The sequence below is a fragment of the Vibrio vulnificus NBRC 15645 = ATCC 27562 genome, assembly GCF_002224265.1.
GTDB lineage: Bacteria > Pseudomonadota > Gammaproteobacteria > Enterobacterales > Vibrionaceae > Vibrio > Vibrio vulnificus.
Genome location: NZ_CP012882.1, coordinates 1,188,698 through 1,204,303, shown reverse-complemented (window position 1 = coordinate 1,204,303; position 15,606 = coordinate 1,188,698). Strand labels below are relative to the sequence as shown.

The window sequence follows — 15,606 nt, the reverse complement described above, 5'->3', positions numbered from 1 at the left end:
TTATCTTTAAGCCCCTTACAGCTCGCTTAAATAATCAACAGCAAATTTCACTCACATTTCTCTAACGAGACGATTCCTCTTCATGTTACCTAGGTTTCAATTATGTCTAATACAATATAATTACCAGGATATAACACCACTAAAACGCTAGTTGCACATTATATCCAACTAGTAATTTTTATTGATACAAAACTTGCTTTAGATCATTCAATGCTCAACTAGCCCTCGTGCTACAGAACGCTTTTCTGTACATTCATTGACACATATTGAAACAGTTCTTCCTCATTTTTTAATATTTCATGGAGATTTCTATGCTAGAGCTCTTAATTGGACTGGTAGTGACCGTTGCGGTTGGTTACTTCATCGTCAAGGGTTACAAAGCGGCAGGTGTGCTACTGACTGCAGGCATTCTGCTACTTATTCTTACCGGTGTACTGGGCCACACGGTTCTACCTGCAAAAATTACCTCAACGGGTAACATGGTGACTGACTCATTAGAATACGTAAAATTTATGCTACAAAACCGTGGCGGCGGCTTGGGTATGCAAATCATGTTACTTTGTGGTTTCGCCGCTTACATGACACATATCGGCGCCAATAATGTGGTTGTAAAACAGTTTTCTAAACCTCTTTCCGTTATTAAATCGCCTTACGTTTTGTTGGTAGCGGCCTATATTGTTGCGTGCTTAATGTCTCTTGCCGTAAGCTCTGCAACTGGTTTGGGCGTGCTTTTGATGGCAACCCTTTTCCCAATGATGACCGCAATGGGCATTTCTCGCCCTGCTGCCGCGGCAGTCTGTGCATCTCCAGCAGCGATCATTTTGTCCCCGACCTCAGGTGACGTTGTAATTGCTGCGGAAAAATCGGGTCTAGCGCTGGATGTGTTTGCAGTGCAAACCGTTCTGCCTGTTTCTATTTGCGCCATTATTGTTATGTCGGTCGCCGCTTTCTTCTGGAACAAATACCTTGATAAGAAAGACAACACCCCAATGGAAAAGATCGACGTTTCGGAAATCAAAGCCGATGCACCTGCATTCTATGCGCTGCTGCCATTCCTACCGATCATTGGTGTTTTCCTATTTAATGGCCGCACCATTCCTGGATTAAGCCTCGATATCTATACCATTGTTGTACTGTCGATCTTTATCGGTGCATTGGTCCATTACGTGGTGAACAAATTTGATGGTAAGAAATCACTCGACGATCTCGATGCGTGTTACGACGGCATGGCAGATGCCTTCAAAGGCGTTGTGATGTTATTGGTTGCCGCTGGCGTATTTGCCCAAGGCCTTATGTCTATTGGCGCGATTGACAACCTTCTTCATCTTGCAGAAACCGCAGGTGCAGGTGGTATCGCACTCATGCTGATTTTGACTGGTCTTACGGTTGCAGCCGCTATCGCAACAGGATCGGGTAATGCGCCTTTCTACGCGTTTGTAGAACTCGCCCCATCTCTGGCGGCGAAAATGGGACTGAATCCAGCATTCTTGATTATTCCAATGTTACAAGCCTCTAACCTTGGCCGCACCATTTCTCCCGTTTCTGGCGTGGTGGTTGCTACCTCTGGTATGGCACACATCAGTCCATTTGAAGTCGTCAAACGTACTTCGGTTCCTGTGCTAGCGGGCTTGATTACCGTCATCCTTGGCACAATGATATTGGTACCAATGAGCGCCTAATCGCCTCATATTCTTCATCCTACTTCTGTATATTCGAGGCCAAGCTCTACTGCTTGGCCTTTTTCATGTTGGGAAAATATCGACTGACTCATAGAAATAAATGTGCAATCAGTCGCGGTTGCAATACGGTATAAAATTCGAAATTTGCCTTTCATGTCAATTGGTTATATAAAAAACCAAAGTATAGGAAAATAGGATTTATCATGACTACATTCATCGTTTTTATTGTTCTCGTATTGCTGATCGTTGTATACGCGATCAGCATCTACAACAAGTTAGTGACTTTGCGAAACCGTTTTAAAAACAGCTTCGCCCAAATCGAAGTGCAGCTCAAACGACGTTACGACCTTATCCCGAATCTCGTGAACACCGCTAAAGGGTATATGGAGCATGAGAAAGAGACGTTTGAACGTGTGATTCAAGCTCGTAACCAAGCGCTGTCAGGTTTAAAAGCGGCAAGCGCTGCGCCAGACAGCGACTCTGCGATCAGCTTACTCAGCCAAGCGGAAGGGGTATTACAAAATGCACTAAGCAAACTCAATGTCGTCGTGGAAGCCTATCCAGAACTGAAAGCGAATGAAACCATGGCTCAACTCCAAGAAGAGCTCACCAGCACCGAAAATAAAGTCGCCTTTGCTCGCCAAGCTTTTAATGACTCCGTCACCAGTTACAACACATACAAGCAAACCTTCCCCCCTGTGCTATTTGCAAATATGTTTGGTTTCCTTGATGGAAAACTCCTTGAATTTGCCGACAGTGAAGCGATTCAAGAAGCACCTAAGGTGACCTTCTAATGGATTTTTTTCAGCATCAAGATGCCGCTCGGCAGCGAACTGGACTCTTGGTTTTTCTGTTTACCTTTGCCGTGCTCACCATCACCGCTTTGGTGAGTACTTTGTCGATCGCGATCTATTTTGGGGTAACAGAAACCCCTTTCGATCCGCACACGGCGGTAAGCTATAGTCTTATTTGCTTTGCCGGTGTCGCTTTTGTTATCGGTATGAGCTCCTTAATTCGCCTCTCCGATCTCAAATCCAATGGAGGCCGTGGTGTCGCCGAGAGTATGGGCGGGAAACTTGTTTCCACCGACACCACAAGTCGTAAACATCGCCAACTTTTGAACGTCGTTGAAGAGATGGCGATTGCCGCAGGTGTGCCTGTGCCACCAGTTTATTTGATGGAACACGAACGGGGAATCAATGCCTTTGCTGCTGGAATGAGTATTGATGACGCCGTAATTGGTATCACTCAGGGGGCATTAGACAGCTTTAGCCGAGATGAACTACAAGGCGTTATCGCTCATGAGTTTAGTCATATATTAAACGGTGACATGCGCCTGAACACACGTCTAATCGGGATATTATTTGGCATCACTTGTATCGCGCACTTTGGTCATCTGGTTCTCGACAACATGCCTCGCTCAAGCCGGGTATCACGTCGTTCATCCGATTCAGACAAAGGCTTTGCCATCATTTTTATGATCGCACTGGTCTGTTTGGTTTTAGGTTGGCTTGGCACTCTGTTTGGCTCAATGATCAAAGCCGCAATTTCTAGGCAGCGTGAATTTCTTGCCGATGCCAGTGCCGTGCAATTTACTCGCAACGATCAAGGGATCGCTGGTGCGCTCAAAAAAATTGGCAGCTATTCGTACGGCTCAACACTCGATGCTCGCGCCACGAGTGAATTTAGCCATATGATGTTTGGGCAAGCCCAACTTTCTGGACTGTCGGGATTTTTTGCAACTCACCCACCTCTAGAAGAAAGAATTCGACGTATCGAACCTCAGTGGGACGGCCGTTTTAAAAGGGCATCATCGCAACAGGCCCCCGCCTTTGACAACCAAATGTCGAGTGGATTTTCGTCTCAACAACATTCGCAATACGTAGAAGAAGCACCAACTTCCGATCAACTCAGCGAAGTTGGTCAACAACTCATTGGTCAATTGCCCCAACCGTTGATCGACATCGCTCGTGAACCCTACAGCGCACGTTTTATTGCCTTTGCTTTAATTCATGATGGAAGTGATCGTCAAAGAGAGATGATAAAATGCCATGTACCACCGGCCTCTCAGCCTCAATTGCTCCCTTGGTTGGATCATGACATTCCCGCTCATTTGCGCTTACCTCTTCTTGAGCTTTCAATTCCTGCCCTGAAAGCGCTCAGTGAGGGACAAAGAGCGCGATTCTGCCAAGTGTTGCGTGACCTTGCCCTTGCGGATGATCACTACTCGCTCGCAGAATGGTGCGTCGTCAATTTGTTGGAGAAACAGCTCCTCACCACTTTTGGTAAAGCGCCTCAACGTAAATCAATCAAGCAACTCCAAGAGAGTGTGGTGTGGCTGCTTAGAGAATTAGCGTGGGTGTGCCACACCGATTCAGTGAGTGCACAAAGCGCCTATAATCAATCACTTGCACTATTAGGGCTAGCATCTCACCCTCTTGAGCCCGCCCATCATAACTGGAAGCTAAGCCGTGCGGCGTTAGAGTTACTCTTGCAACTCAAGATTACAGATAGAAGAACGTTTGTTAAGGCATGCCGATTAGCCATTGAGTCCGACGGCCAAGTTAGCGTCGCTGAAGGCGAGTTATATCGAGTCATTGCGTGCTTTCTTGAAGTTCCGGTCCCACCGTTAAGCATGTCATCTTAGCCTCTTCATAAAAATAGGATGCTCATGAGCATCCTATTTTTATACCTGAGATAACCCCTGATCCTCCTAATTCATCCTGTATTCCTCTAGCGCGTTGCTCATAATTCAGATTCTAGATGCCGTTTGTCATCCAGACACACCCAACGCTCAAACCACGATAAAAGCGCTTCCACTATTTGGATATAACCTTTTACTGTTGAAAGTGATGCATTTATTTGCAGCAATCACACAAAATATGTATTTGACTGCAACATTGAAAATACTTATGTGACGCAAATCGCTTACAGAACTTATTGATAACCTTAGTATTTGCCCGAAATCACAATAAGGTATAACAGAAGAATGAAACACTCTAAAACGACCCTCGCTTTCCTCATTAGCACCGCATTACTTGGAGGCTGTAGCAACGATACCGATTACATTGATGTGCATCCTAAAGAGGTAAAAATTGCCACTTTCAATCTCTCGTTTGATAGAAACACCTTTAAAGATCTCGTGGATGAAATGCAAGTAACGCCAGAACAGCAACATCTGTTAGTCACGTCATACTTAGATGGCAGCATCGCGGAACAAGACAAAGTGAGAGCAGAAAAAGTCATCCAAATACGAAATGTTGCTGCAATCATCCAAAAAAATCGACCTGATGTATTGCTAATGGCTGAATACAACAACGATGGCATTGGTGAAAATAAAGCTGCACTGGTGGGCTTCCAAAACAACTATCTTTCTGTGGCCCAAAGCATTGATGGCGCTGGTGGTAACGCAAATTTAGAGCCGATTGAATACCCTTATGCTGAATCCTACTCGACGAATACTGGCTTAGCCAGCTCCTTCGACCTAGACAATAATGGTACTGCTGGCCAACTTCCCGGCGACGCATGGGGCTTTGGCTTCTATCATGGCCAATACGCCTTTGCCTTAATGTCGAAGTACAAAATTGATACAGAAAACACAAGAACATTCCAAACGTTTAAGTGGAAAGATATGGAAGGCGCTCAAATACCAACTATAACCATTTGCGACGGCTCTCAGAAAATTCCAGATGGCATGCAATGTGGCGATACTTGGTACACGACAGAAGAGTGGCAAGAAGTCCGTCTGTCATCGAAAAACCACGTTGATGCCCCTATCATCATTCCAACTGAAAAAGGGGATGAAGTGGTTCACCTACTAATGTCTCACCCGACGCCACCTGTGTTTGATCCAGGCAAGAACAAAGCGCAAAATGGTGCCGAAGTGCAGTTCTGGCATCACTATATTCAAGGCAAAGCGTACTTCTACGACGATTCTGGGAAAACAGGTGGTCTCCCAACAGGCGCTAAATTCGTCATGATGGGAGATCAAAACCTTGATCCCTTAGCCGGTGATGGATTTAGCGACATTATGCAGGCATTACATAGTGATCCATTAGTCAACCAGAATGTCATGAACGGTAACCTATACCCAACTAGCTATGGTGCTGCAGAACATGCGGTTGATAGTAAATCCACCCACCCTATTCCAAACCGCATCACATCAACATTTGGTCTTGCCGTTGACTATGTTCTGCCATCTGCCAACCTGAATGTGGTCAATTCGGGTGTCTACTGGGCGGCATCATACGAAGAAGGTCGCAAGCTCTTTAATGACCCGAGAATTGGTAAATTCGGCAATGGTAAAGACGTCTCTTCAGACCACCGAATGATTTGGATTCAAGCTCAGTTCTAATCCGATTTAAATCTCGATAGTGGCACACTGCACCATCAATGTGCGGCAGTAATATGCCAGCGAATACAGCTGGCATATTTTAATTGTACTTTCACCAAGGTCTCAAAAATCTTCTTACCCCTTTTTACTAACAGGAGTTATACGTTGATTTAATTTTCTGCAGCAAGCCTAGAATGCACCTCATGACTGCCCTTGCTTTAACGCCTCTCGTACCTCTTGGGGAGTGGGTGGCGGAAACACAACGCCTCTCTCTTCGAGCAAGGCTTTCGTTTTGTGGGTATCTTCACTCACCCTAAAAGCTGGATTTTTAGCGTTCTTTTCGAGTGCTAAATGTACACGCCATGCCACTGAAGCACCTGTTGTCGATGGTTCTGTTGCTGATGCGCCTTCATTAATAAGTTTGTAAACAAAGTCATACTTACCTAAATCGGCAGCATACAGGGCGCTATTGCTGTTGCTTCTATCTTTCGCATTGATATCGACACCGTACTCTAAAAGTAGGCTGAATTGCTGCCAATTATCATGTCCAATGGTGCCAAAGATAGCGGGTCTGCCAGTAGATTCGTCTCGGGAGTCCGGGCTAGCGCCGTATTTTAGTAATAAACTAAATAGTTGATTGTCTCCATCACCGGCAATAATCGCCAATGGTTGTGCTGGTTTTGGTCCTTCACGGTTTATGGTGACCATGGCAGGAAAGTTGGCGTCTGCGCCCAATTGCAATGCCAGTTCAACGGCACTGAGGTCTTTTTGCATAATCAACCACAGTAATGGTGTAATGCCCTCTTCACCACGCACGTTCAGCTCAACCCCTTGTGCTAACATTGCCTTTGCCGCTGCGGAATCCTTCCGCTGTATAGCGTGTAACAGGCTAACCATCTTCGCATCAAAAAACAGATCCGCTTTCATGTCTTTTCCTTCAAACTTGCAGCCGCTTAACAGGCTAAGAAGCGCAATCATTAACACTGACAATACTTTGCTTGTTGCTGAAAATAGTTGTTTCCAATTAACCATGGTATGCCTTTGAAATATAGATGATCGCGCATCCGCAGTATTGTAGCGTCCTAACCAAACAACGATGCCATTGACAGTAACGCAGAGTACTCATCCCAAAAGCTAACTATTGGGGGGACTTTTGAGGTTGGATGACAAACGTTAAAGCTAAGCCCGCCAACCGACTTAGCAGACTTTGCGGCATTCATGTTGTTTGAGAGTAGAAGTTATTAGATATTAACAAATAAGTCATTATTCGTTGTTCAAGCTTTCGATTTCATCAGCAAGGGCTTGATCCCACTCGAAGTCAATATTGAAACTTCCTGAGGGTTCGAGGCTAAATGTAGCTCTGTTCCAATTGTTATCAGTTCCACTTGTTACTGCATGAAGCTCTTCAAATGCTTCAAATATTTCAAAAGGAACATCGAAATATTTTGGCTGTTCAGGTGATAAGGTTGGAATGTATTCACTTTGAAATTCGATAGAACCCTCTGTATGTTCTGCTCGAATTATTGAGATTGACCAATCATCATCTATAGAATTGACCATTGATTGAGCTATGGTTAAGTACAAATTTTCTACGCTATTTTCCATTGGGCATATTCCTTAAAAAACGCTTCACTTTTTTACCATCAATTTCATATATTATTTCAAATGCAGTGGGCCTTTTGCTTTCGCCTTTAAAAATAGAGTTTATCTCAACTTTAACTTCTTTAGGTGGGTTTCCACTAAGTGCTTCCACCCATTTATTTTCCATCCGTTTCCAAGCACCTTTGTTTAAGTTGCCATTCATCGCTGCATAGTTTATTTGCTCACCAGGACCTTTAAAGATTGATGCGATAAGGTGACCGCCTTCATCATCAACTAGGCCATCCTTAATACCATCTGTTTTCCCAGCTTTGCTTTGCTGATAAGTGTTTCTATCTACTTTGTTGAGTTCGAGTTTACCAGAAACGGACTTCACTCTGCCAAGTTCATCCGTTTTATATGAGTAAGAGCCCACTTTATACGTTGCGTTTGCTTCAAGTTTGCCATTGAGAGCCTTGTTCCATCCACCTTTACTTCCTTGATCTAATTCAATTGTATGCGAAGTTGCCCCCGGCAACTCACTCCCTTTCGGTGCGTCCAGTTGTTTGGCAACTGATGTTAGGCTATCACTTCCCTTTGCTACTGTCTCCGTAGCTACATTTAGTGCTTTATTGCCATATTTTGCTGCTGTCACTCCCTGCCCAACGATTGGCAAGCCAGATAATAAAGACAAACCACTATTCAAAAAGTCGCAGCGCATACAGCCCCGCATTAATTAAATCCGCTACAATGCCAATTCCAGGAGCCATACCGGCACCATCAAGCGCCAAGTGTATCGCCTCAAGTGCAGCACCTTTGTATTCATCTGGCGCTATGGCATGTAACTGATAAGTCGGGCTGGCTGTTTTCACCGCACTGGCGTAATTGCCTGAGCCCATCGCGTAAAACATTGGCTGTTGCGGCTGGGTATCGTTCACGCCGGCGTTTATTGCAGGAGTGTCCTCTTTGGCACATAAGCCATGCGGGTCTACCCACATCACCGGATTGGGAGCATATTGATAATGGTTTATGCCGCCTAAAAGCCCAATCGGGTCTGGCTGAATAAAGCGCCCGGTTCTTGGGTCGTAGTAACGGGCAAGGTTGTAGTGAAGCCCTGTTTCCACATCGTGATATTGCCCTTGAAAACGGAGCGGGTTGCCAACGCTCTCCACCTCAATGTGCGCACGTCCGTATGTATCGTAACGGGCTTGCCAAACAACGTAGCCTTGTTCATCCACCAGAGCCAAAGGTGTGCCAATTTGGTCACATTGGTAGAAGTAGCATTGTTCATCTTCCACCAGCATGATTGGCGTGTGACTGTTGGGCAGATAAAAATACCAACGGTACTTTCCGTTGTGATACTCGCCAATTAACTGGCTCCCCTGCCAGATAAACTCAGTGGTGCCAGTTTCTGTCACTTTGCGACTACGACGCGCTAATGCATCTTTATTGCCCTTGCTTTAACGCCTCTCGAACCTCTCTAGGCGTGGGCGGCGGAAACACAACGCCTCTCTCTTCGAGCATGGCTTTCGCCTTATGCATATCTTCACTCAACCTAAAACCTGGATTCTTGCGATTATTTGCAAAATTAGTCTCTACTGCATGTGCGAGTGTAATCCCAATACTATTTGGCCTGTTATAATCAATTCCAAGTTCAAGTAACTTAACGACAAAATCGTATTTCAATAAAGTTGAGGCATAGAGTGCAGCATTGTCGTTCGAATTATCCGTAGCATTGATATCGACACCTTTTTCCAGTAGCCAAGTAAACTGTTGCCAATTGTCATGCCCGATGCAACGAAATAGCGCGGGATGCCCGGTAGAATCATCACGAGAATTGGGGCTAGCGCCATAGTTCAACAACAAGCGAAACAACTTATTGTCACCATCACCTGCAATAATTGCCAACGGCTGCGCGGGTTTGGGCCCTGTGCGGTTGATCTCAATCATGGCAGGGAAGTTAGGATCCGCCCCCAGTTGCAATGCCAGTTCAACGGCACTGAGGTCTTTTTGCATAATCAGCCACAGTAATGGTGTAATGCCCTCTTCACCACGCACGTTCAGCTCAACCCCTTGCGCTAACATTGCCTTTGCCGCTGCGGAATCCTTACGCTGTATAGCGTGTAACAGGCTAACCATCTTCGCGTCAAAAAATAAATCTGCTTTCATGTCTTTTCCTTCAAACTTGCAGCCGCTTAACAGGCTAAGAAGCGCGATCATTAACACTGACAATATTTTGTTTGTTGCTGAAAATAATCGTTTCCAATTAACCATAGTATGCCTTTGAGTAACTGTTTAGCGTTGCTAAATCCTTTGCTTTTTGCGCCTCAATCCCCTCTACAACTTGCTCCATACCATGTCGGGTCACTGGATTTCCTCCTTGAACACTAGGAAGATCACGCATCGTACCAACTGCTTTGGGCAACACATCTAACGCATTGATACCAATGGCCGCTAGCATAGCTACTTTTGTTCCACCTAAAGCACCAGCGGCTCCAGCTAAAACTGCTTTTGCTCCAGAGCTTTGTACCATTGTTAAAACCTCTCCCTTAACAGCTTGGGTTGTGATCAGCTTATTGATTTCAGCCAACGAGCCGCCACCCTTTCGTAGGGCAGTATTCGGATGTAAACCTGCGGAGTTAAAAGTAAATCCTGACTGGCCTGTTACCGCAACTCCTGAAGAAGCTAGTCCTCCACCCAACGAATGACCTACAATTGCATAGTCATCACCTATAGCTTGCTGCGTTCTGATAGCTAAACGCATCGCCTGATTATATTGGTCTGTTTCAAATCCCACACCTTGTTTAATGTTAGTGGACCAGTCCGCAAAGCCAGTATGCTTATTGTTTGTACCGCGGTAAGTTAGCATAGTCTCACCGTTTATTTTAGACTTGAATAATGCTGCGCCAAAGCCCGATTTTTTATTGGTAAAATCATCCTGAGTCAACCCGATATCTACGGGATTAATTATCTCCAATCCTATAGGAGGCTCTGGCAACACAGCAATAGCACCACGATTATATTCGTCGACCCTATAAACATATTGTGCCGCTTCTGCCCGAATAATATTATCGTTATTAAAACTAAGACGCTCATGTGCTTGTTTGATTTCAGGTATGCCAGACGTATTTTTTAGCAATTGAATCCTTTGTTGGTAACGCAACTGTCGTTGCTGGACCTTATCTAAGCCAACCGCACCTGCACCTTGCTCGACGTTTGGAAGCTGAGGATGTGCAATTTTATCAGCTAGGCCACTATGCTGGGTTACATCTTGGACGTCAGATATTTCAGCATGTAACTGATAAGTTGGGCTTGCTGTTTTCACCGCACTGGCGTAATTGCCTGAGCCCATCGCGTAAAACATCGGCTGTTGCGGTTGGGTATCGTTCACGCCAGCTTTTATTGCAGGAGTGTCCTCTTTGGCACATAAACCATGCGGGTCTACCCACATCACCGGATTGGGAGCATATTGATAATGGTTTACGCCGCCTAAAAGCCCAATCGGGTCTGGCTGAATAAAGCGCCCGTTTTTTGGGTCGTAGTAACGGGCAAGGTTGTAGTGAAGCCCTGTTTCCACATCGTGATATTGCCCTTGAAAACGGAGCGGGTTGCCAACGCTCTCCACCTCAATGTGCGCACGTCCGTATGTGTCGTAACGGGCTTGCCAAACAACGGAGCCTTGTTCATCCACCAAAGCCAAAGGTGTGCCAATTTGGTCACATTGGTAGAAGTAGCATTGCTCATCTTCCACCAGCATGATTGGCGTGTGACTGTTGGGCAGATAAAAATACCAACGGTACTTTCCGTTGTGATACTCGCCAATTAACTGGCTTCCCTGCCAGATAAACTCGGTGGTGCCAGTTTCTGTCACTTTGCGACTACGACGCCCCAGCGCATCGTAGTCAAAATGAGAAAGTACCCCATCACTGTCGACTTGTACGAGCTGATTGAGTGCGTTGAAGCATCGATACTGCGCGTTCCCCTCTCCCTCTGCACAAATCTGATTGCCATGAGCGTCATACTGGAAGCGCCAGCCGTTGTGTTCAACCAATCTGTCACCCATTAGCAGACAATCCGCTTCACTTGGATTGCCAAAGCTGTCGAATCGGTAGATTTCTTCCTGATGCGCGGTTTTGGCGCGAGTGAGCTGGCCTAGGCTGTCGTATTGGTAATGCGATGTACCCTGTACACTGTCGATAATAATGGCGAGCTGATGAGCGGTATCATAGTGGTATTTTCTGCTTCGGTTGTTCCACTGCTGTTGAGACAGCCGGCCAATACCATCAAACCTTTTCTGTTCTTGATCTTGTCCATAGTAAACCGAGCAGATTCGCCCCATGGAGTCATAGTCAAAATGCACACAAGGCTGCTTCTCACCCATTGAAATAGCCGCCAACTGACCGTAGGCGGTATAGGCATAAGTCACTTGGCTGCCATCTGCTAGAAGCAACTGGCTAAGTTGCCCTGATGCGTTATGGTGATAATCAATCCTGTGCTGCCCCTGAATTTGCTGAGATAGCTGACCACCAGATGAGTATTGGTACTGAATTGTACACGCATGGTTGGTTGCCAAACGTAGTTGCGACCCGTGAGTAAACTGGTATCGGTTTTCCGACACACCATGTGTCGCCCCCGCCTTGACCAGACAAAGATTACCTTCTGCGTCATAGGAATAGACGACTTGACGTTCGCCACTTTCTAAACGGGAGAGTCTTCCGGCTAAATCATAGTGATACTGAGTAGTGACACCATCAAAATTCTGCGTTTCAGTGACATAGTCGTCTGGTGACAGCGTAAACAGAAAATCACATGCGTCACTGCGAGAAATTCCAACGAGGTTCCTTTCTCCATCATACCGAAAAGCAAGCTCTCCCCCATCAGGGCGAATGATTGCATTAGGCTGTGCCAGCAAACCCCACTCAATCGTGCTCGTTCCTGCAGGGGTAATAAGGTGTGTTACTCGCCCGCATTCATCATATCGGTAACGGACTTCATGCTGTAGGTCATCCTCTTCACTGTAGGTAACGGTTTTGGTCAGATGGCCATTGGTATCATGCTCAAATGCGGTCACCATTCCGTTGGGATATGCAATGCCATCGAGCCGATGTTCTTGGTTGTAACTGTAGCGTAGCAATGTTTGATTGGCTTGATGAGCGATCATCTGATGGGCATCATTCCACCACCATTGATGGCTTTCACCATCCGATGCTTTACGTTCGATAACACGGCCAAACTTGTCATAACGACAATCCGTCCGTTTACCGTTTGAATCGCACAAAGCCGTCAGTAAACCTAATATATTGTACTGGCGTTGCTCTAATGAGCCGTTTGGATAACGAATGGCTGTTTGCTGGCCGAGTGCGTTGTATTGATAACCTGTCGTGGCCCCACTGGAATGACGCGCTTTTGTTTTCTGACCATACGCATTGTATTGGTAGCACACTGTCTCACCGCTGGGTTGTATCGCGCGCACGAGTCGTCCGTTGTCATCGTATTCCCAGCGCCACTCTCGGCCTTCTGGGCTGCGTTTTGAGCTTAGTTTGCCATGGGCATTGTGTTCAAATGACCATTGATGCCCCAAGGTATCGCGATAACTTGATGTTTCATCTTGGTAGTGAAATTGATAATCGTAAGTACCGTCATCGCCATAATTACGAAGACATTTGGCTTCCGGCCCTTCTGTTGACCACTCGAAATAGTGACTAAATCCCGATTGACGCTGCCTTCGTTTGAGCAAATGACTCTCTGAGTAGAAGTAGCTTTCTGTTTGACCATGCTGATTGGTTGCCGCCGTTAAATTGTCTTGCGCGTCATATTGATAGCTCGCCAACACCTTCCCGGAATCGGGGAGCCGGACTTCAACCAGATGGCCTCTTCGATCATATTGAAGCTCTGCACAGTGCTGTTTGTTATAGCGAATGCCTACCAAACGCTGTTTTGAGGAATAATCCAGATCAATTAAATCAATCGCTGTCGTTCTGATTTGTTTAATTAACCAAGTATCATTCTTCCGTTCAAACTTGTACTGGGTACCATTCGCCAACGTGACCAACAAATAACCATTTTCGTGATGGAAGCAACTTGCTCCTACGTAAGTTTGATAACTCACCGCACCTTGATTCACGGCGGGAAACTCAATGACGTCGCCCATCTCATCGCAAAAATACCACCCCGTAAGCGATCCTTTTTCAGAGTGTACGTCGTGCATCTGGTAGTCGAAACTATGTCGCCAACCATGTCCTAAGCCAGTGTCTAAAAGACAAAATGAGGAACGATAGGTGCGAGAAAAACTCAAGCGATGATGAAGTGTTAAGTCACACAGTGTTAGGATTTCTTCACCCGTCACCATAGAAACCGGATCGCCGGCTTTTTCATGATGTTTACTGCTTTCGGCTTGCGCTTCGTCACAAGTTTTGTCATCACTGGTTTGGCTCTCTGTTTTCCCATCTGACGCGGGTTTTGACTCTTGGTTTTGAGGTGGTGGTGTTAAAATCGTTGGTTTTAATGATGCTGGCGTCACGCTTTCAAACTGAACGACATGCAGCCTTCTTGCTGCCAGTGCCGCACTCAGCGACGCGACGTAATCTTCGAAGACTTTTTCATCGCGAAAGGGACTTTGGGGTATATGATCGCCCAACCAACCGCTTACCTCGGCGATGTCTTCTAACGAAGCAAGCTTAAATTTTTCGACAAACTGTTGAGCAACCAATTCTGTCGAGAAGTGCAGTGTCTTCCCTTCAGCGATTGGCTGGTCTGAGAAATAGTGTAACGATCCATCGTAGGCAGAGATTTTGACTATCCGTTGTCCATTCATTTACTTATCTTCCGAACGACTGCTCCAACGATACAAAATACCCACAGCTAACCCCTGCTCTTCAGCATCAATCTGTAAGACATGAAAGGGCTTATGTGGATCTTGCAACTGTTTTTGATAGGCATGAAGCGCCTTATATAACCCGGTTCCAGCACCAAGTTGCCCCACCAATGTGCTGGAGAACAAATAGCTTGTGTTTTCTGTTACCCAAGGCGAAAAACGGTGTAGTTGGGAATGCCAAATAGGCATATCAGCACCGTCTAGAGGTAACATGAGTTCCGTTAATTCTCTCTGACACATTTGAGACAACGACGCCATCACTCTGGGAGTGCCACTTTCGTAGTGACTGGAATAACGGTCAAACTGAACTTTCGAAGGTTCTAGACCGTATGTAGAACGTGCAATGTGCACCAAGAGTAATGAATCCGTTTTTATGTCTTCAAAAAGTTGATATTCACTGCCTACACAAAATAGAGACGAGGTATCCACGGACAACACCCAGCACTCATGGCGCTCGAGACAATGCATGATTCGCTCGAAGGCAACCAAAAAAGAGGCATTCCCATAGGGGTAACAAAATATAGAACGCTGACCGCTAGACGTGTCACCCAGTACCTTGTTGAGTTTCTTCACCAGCTTTAGTACCTCATCTTGCGTCGCTAGTTCAGGTAACAAGAAGAAAATCGTCGCTTGTGTAGGGATCCTAGAAATGTCTGCTGAATAATGCGCAATCAGCTCCTGCAAACGAACCAATAGAGACGCTGATTGATGTGCGAATGTTTTATAGCTATTTCCAGAATAAAACAGATCATCGCACCACTGAGGTGGCTCAATCGTTCCTAAATTTTCTTGAGTCGCCAGATTGTGAGAACCAACATAAACCGCGTGTGGATTGAGTTCGAGCGCCATCTAATCTCCAATCAACACTGTAGGGACACCAACCAATATTTTGCCACCGTGAGAAGTGCTATCACCCATCCGAGCGGCTGGCTTGCCGTTAATTTTTACTGACGATGAACCGCTTGAAATACTGTCGGGAGGACCAACGCATATCAGCTTGTCTCCTTCTCTCGCGGCAGGTATACCTCCTATTTTTACATTCGGTGAGCCCGTGACGACAGGGCCTCCAACATGGGGAATCTTCCCTGTCTTTTTCGGACAGACGTGAAAACAACCAATGACAGATGCAGGTTTACCCATGT

At 45.8% G+C, this 15,606-nt stretch carries 11 protein-coding genes and 1 pseudogene; 4 read left to right on the top strand and 8 right to left on the bottom strand.

From position 1 onward, the window contains the following. Nucleotides 1-311: 311 nt before the first annotated feature. The 4 genes from dcuC (at nucleotide 312) to AOT11_RS20920 (ending at nucleotide 6,033) form a co-directional block, all read left to right on the top strand. Nucleotides 312-1,679 (top strand): anaerobic C4-dicarboxylate transporter DcuC, encoded by a 1,368-nt coding sequence (dcuC, locus tag AOT11_RS20935; protein WP_026050821.1) that lies wholly within the window; start codon nucleotides 312-314, stop codon nucleotides 1,677-1,679. Nucleotides 1,680-1,882: 203 nt separating this feature from the next. Then, the gene (locus tag AOT11_RS20930) at nucleotides 1,883-2,473 is read left to right on the top strand and encodes a LemA family protein (RefSeq protein ID WP_017422746.1); all 591 of its coding nucleotides are present in this window, start codon (nucleotides 1,883-1,885) and stop codon (nucleotides 2,471-2,473) included. Next, nucleotides 2,473-4,326, top strand: coding sequence for a M48 family metallopeptidase (locus tag AOT11_RS20925; RefSeq protein WP_017422745.1), 1,854 nt, complete (start codon nucleotides 2,473-2,475; stop codon nucleotides 4,324-4,326). Before AOT11_RS20930 ends, AOT11_RS20925 begins: the two co-directional genes overlap by 1 nt. A 342-nt stretch (nucleotides 4,327-4,668) precedes the next feature. Beyond that, complete coding sequence (locus AOT11_RS20920) at nucleotides 4,669-6,033, top strand: endonuclease/exonuclease/phosphatase family protein (protein ID WP_017422744.1); 1,365 nt, start codon at nucleotides 4,669-4,671, stop codon at nucleotides 6,031-6,033. A gap of 180 nt (nucleotides 6,034-6,213) precedes the next feature. Here the strand turns inward: AOT11_RS20920 and AOT11_RS20915 are convergent, their stop codons facing one another. From AOT11_RS20915 to AOT11_RS20880, 8 genes and pseudogenes are all read right to left on the bottom strand, one after another. After that, nucleotides 6,214-7,044, bottom strand: a complete 831-nt coding sequence (locus AOT11_RS20915; protein ID WP_017422743.1) for an ankyrin repeat domain-containing protein — start codon at nucleotides 7,042-7,044, stop codon at nucleotides 6,214-6,216. Between the two features lie 231 nt (nucleotides 7,045-7,275). Next, nucleotides 7,276-7,617: an immunity protein YezG family protein gene (locus AOT11_RS20910; RefSeq protein WP_017422742.1), complete on the bottom strand. Its 342-nt coding sequence runs from the start codon at nucleotides 7,615-7,617 to the stop codon at nucleotides 7,276-7,278. Beyond that, nucleotides 7,607-8,284 carry a DNA/RNA non-specific endonuclease gene (locus AOT11_RS20905; protein ID WP_223848384.1) on the bottom strand — a complete coding sequence of 226 codons (678 nt, stop codon included), beginning with the start codon at nucleotides 8,282-8,284 and terminating at the stop codon, nucleotides 7,607-7,609. The genes AOT11_RS20910 and AOT11_RS20905 overlap by 11 nt, the downstream gene beginning before the upstream one ends. A 124-nt stretch (nucleotides 8,285-8,408) precedes the next feature. Then, nucleotides 8,409-9,035 (bottom strand): annotated as a pseudogene (locus AOT11_RS20900) (RHS repeat-associated core domain-containing protein); the annotation flags it as partial. Between the two features lies 1 nt (nucleotide 9,036). After that, the gene (locus AOT11_RS20895) at nucleotides 9,037-9,864 is read right to left on the bottom strand and encodes an ankyrin repeat domain-containing protein (RefSeq protein WP_017422739.1); all 828 of its coding nucleotides are present in this window, start codon (nucleotides 9,862-9,864) and stop codon (nucleotides 9,037-9,039) included. Further along, complete coding sequence (locus AOT11_RS20890) at nucleotides 9,857-14,404, bottom strand: Tle-like phospholipase domain-containing protein (protein ID WP_017422738.1); 4,548 nt, start codon at nucleotides 14,402-14,404, stop codon at nucleotides 9,857-9,859. The genes AOT11_RS20895 and AOT11_RS20890 overlap by 8 nt, the downstream gene beginning before the upstream one ends. Next, nucleotides 14,405-15,313, bottom strand: coding sequence for a hypothetical protein (locus AOT11_RS20885; RefSeq protein ID WP_017422737.1), 909 nt, complete (start codon nucleotides 15,311-15,313; stop codon nucleotides 14,405-14,407). It abuts the gene before it with no gap. Further along, nucleotides 15,314-15,604: a PAAR domain-containing protein gene (locus tag AOT11_RS20880; protein WP_011081381.1), complete on the bottom strand. Its 291-nt coding sequence runs from the start codon at nucleotides 15,602-15,604 to the stop codon at nucleotides 15,314-15,316. Nucleotides 15,605-15,606: the final 2 nt, after the last annotated feature.

Coding starts and splice junctions, on each gene's coding strand:
- dcuC (WP_026050821.1), top strand. CDS start 312: ATGCTAGAGCTCTTAATTGGACTGGTAGTGACCGTTGCGGTTGGTTAC.
- AOT11_RS20930 (WP_017422746.1), top strand. CDS start 1,883: ATGACTACATTCATCGTTTTTATTGTTCTCGTATTGCTGATCGTTGTA.
- AOT11_RS20925 (WP_017422745.1), top strand. CDS start 2,473: ATGGATTTTTTTCAGCATCAAGATGCCGCTCGGCAGCGAACTGGACTC.
- AOT11_RS20920 (WP_017422744.1), top strand. CDS start 4,669: ATGAAACACTCTAAAACGACCCTCGCTTTCCTCATTAGCACCGCATTA.
- AOT11_RS20915 (WP_017422743.1), bottom strand. CDS start 7,044: ATGGTTAATTGGAAACAACTATTTTCAGCAACAAGCAAAGTATTGTCA.
- AOT11_RS20910 (WP_017422742.1), bottom strand. CDS start 7,617: ATGGAAAATAGCGTAGAAAATTTGTACTTAACCATAGCTCAATCAATG.
- AOT11_RS20895 (WP_017422739.1), bottom strand. CDS start 9,864: ATGGTTAATTGGAAACGATTATTTTCAGCAACAAACAAAATATTGTCA.
- AOT11_RS20890 (WP_017422738.1), bottom strand. CDS start 14,404: ATGAATGGACAACGGATAGTCAAAATCTCTGCCTACGATGGATCGTTA.
- AOT11_RS20885 (WP_017422737.1), bottom strand. CDS start 15,313: ATGGCGCTCGAACTCAATCCACACGCGGTTTATGTTGGTTCTCACAAT.
- AOT11_RS20880 (WP_011081381.1), bottom strand. CDS start 15,604: ATGGGTAAACCTGCATCTGTCATTGGTTGTTTTCACGTCTGTCCGAAA.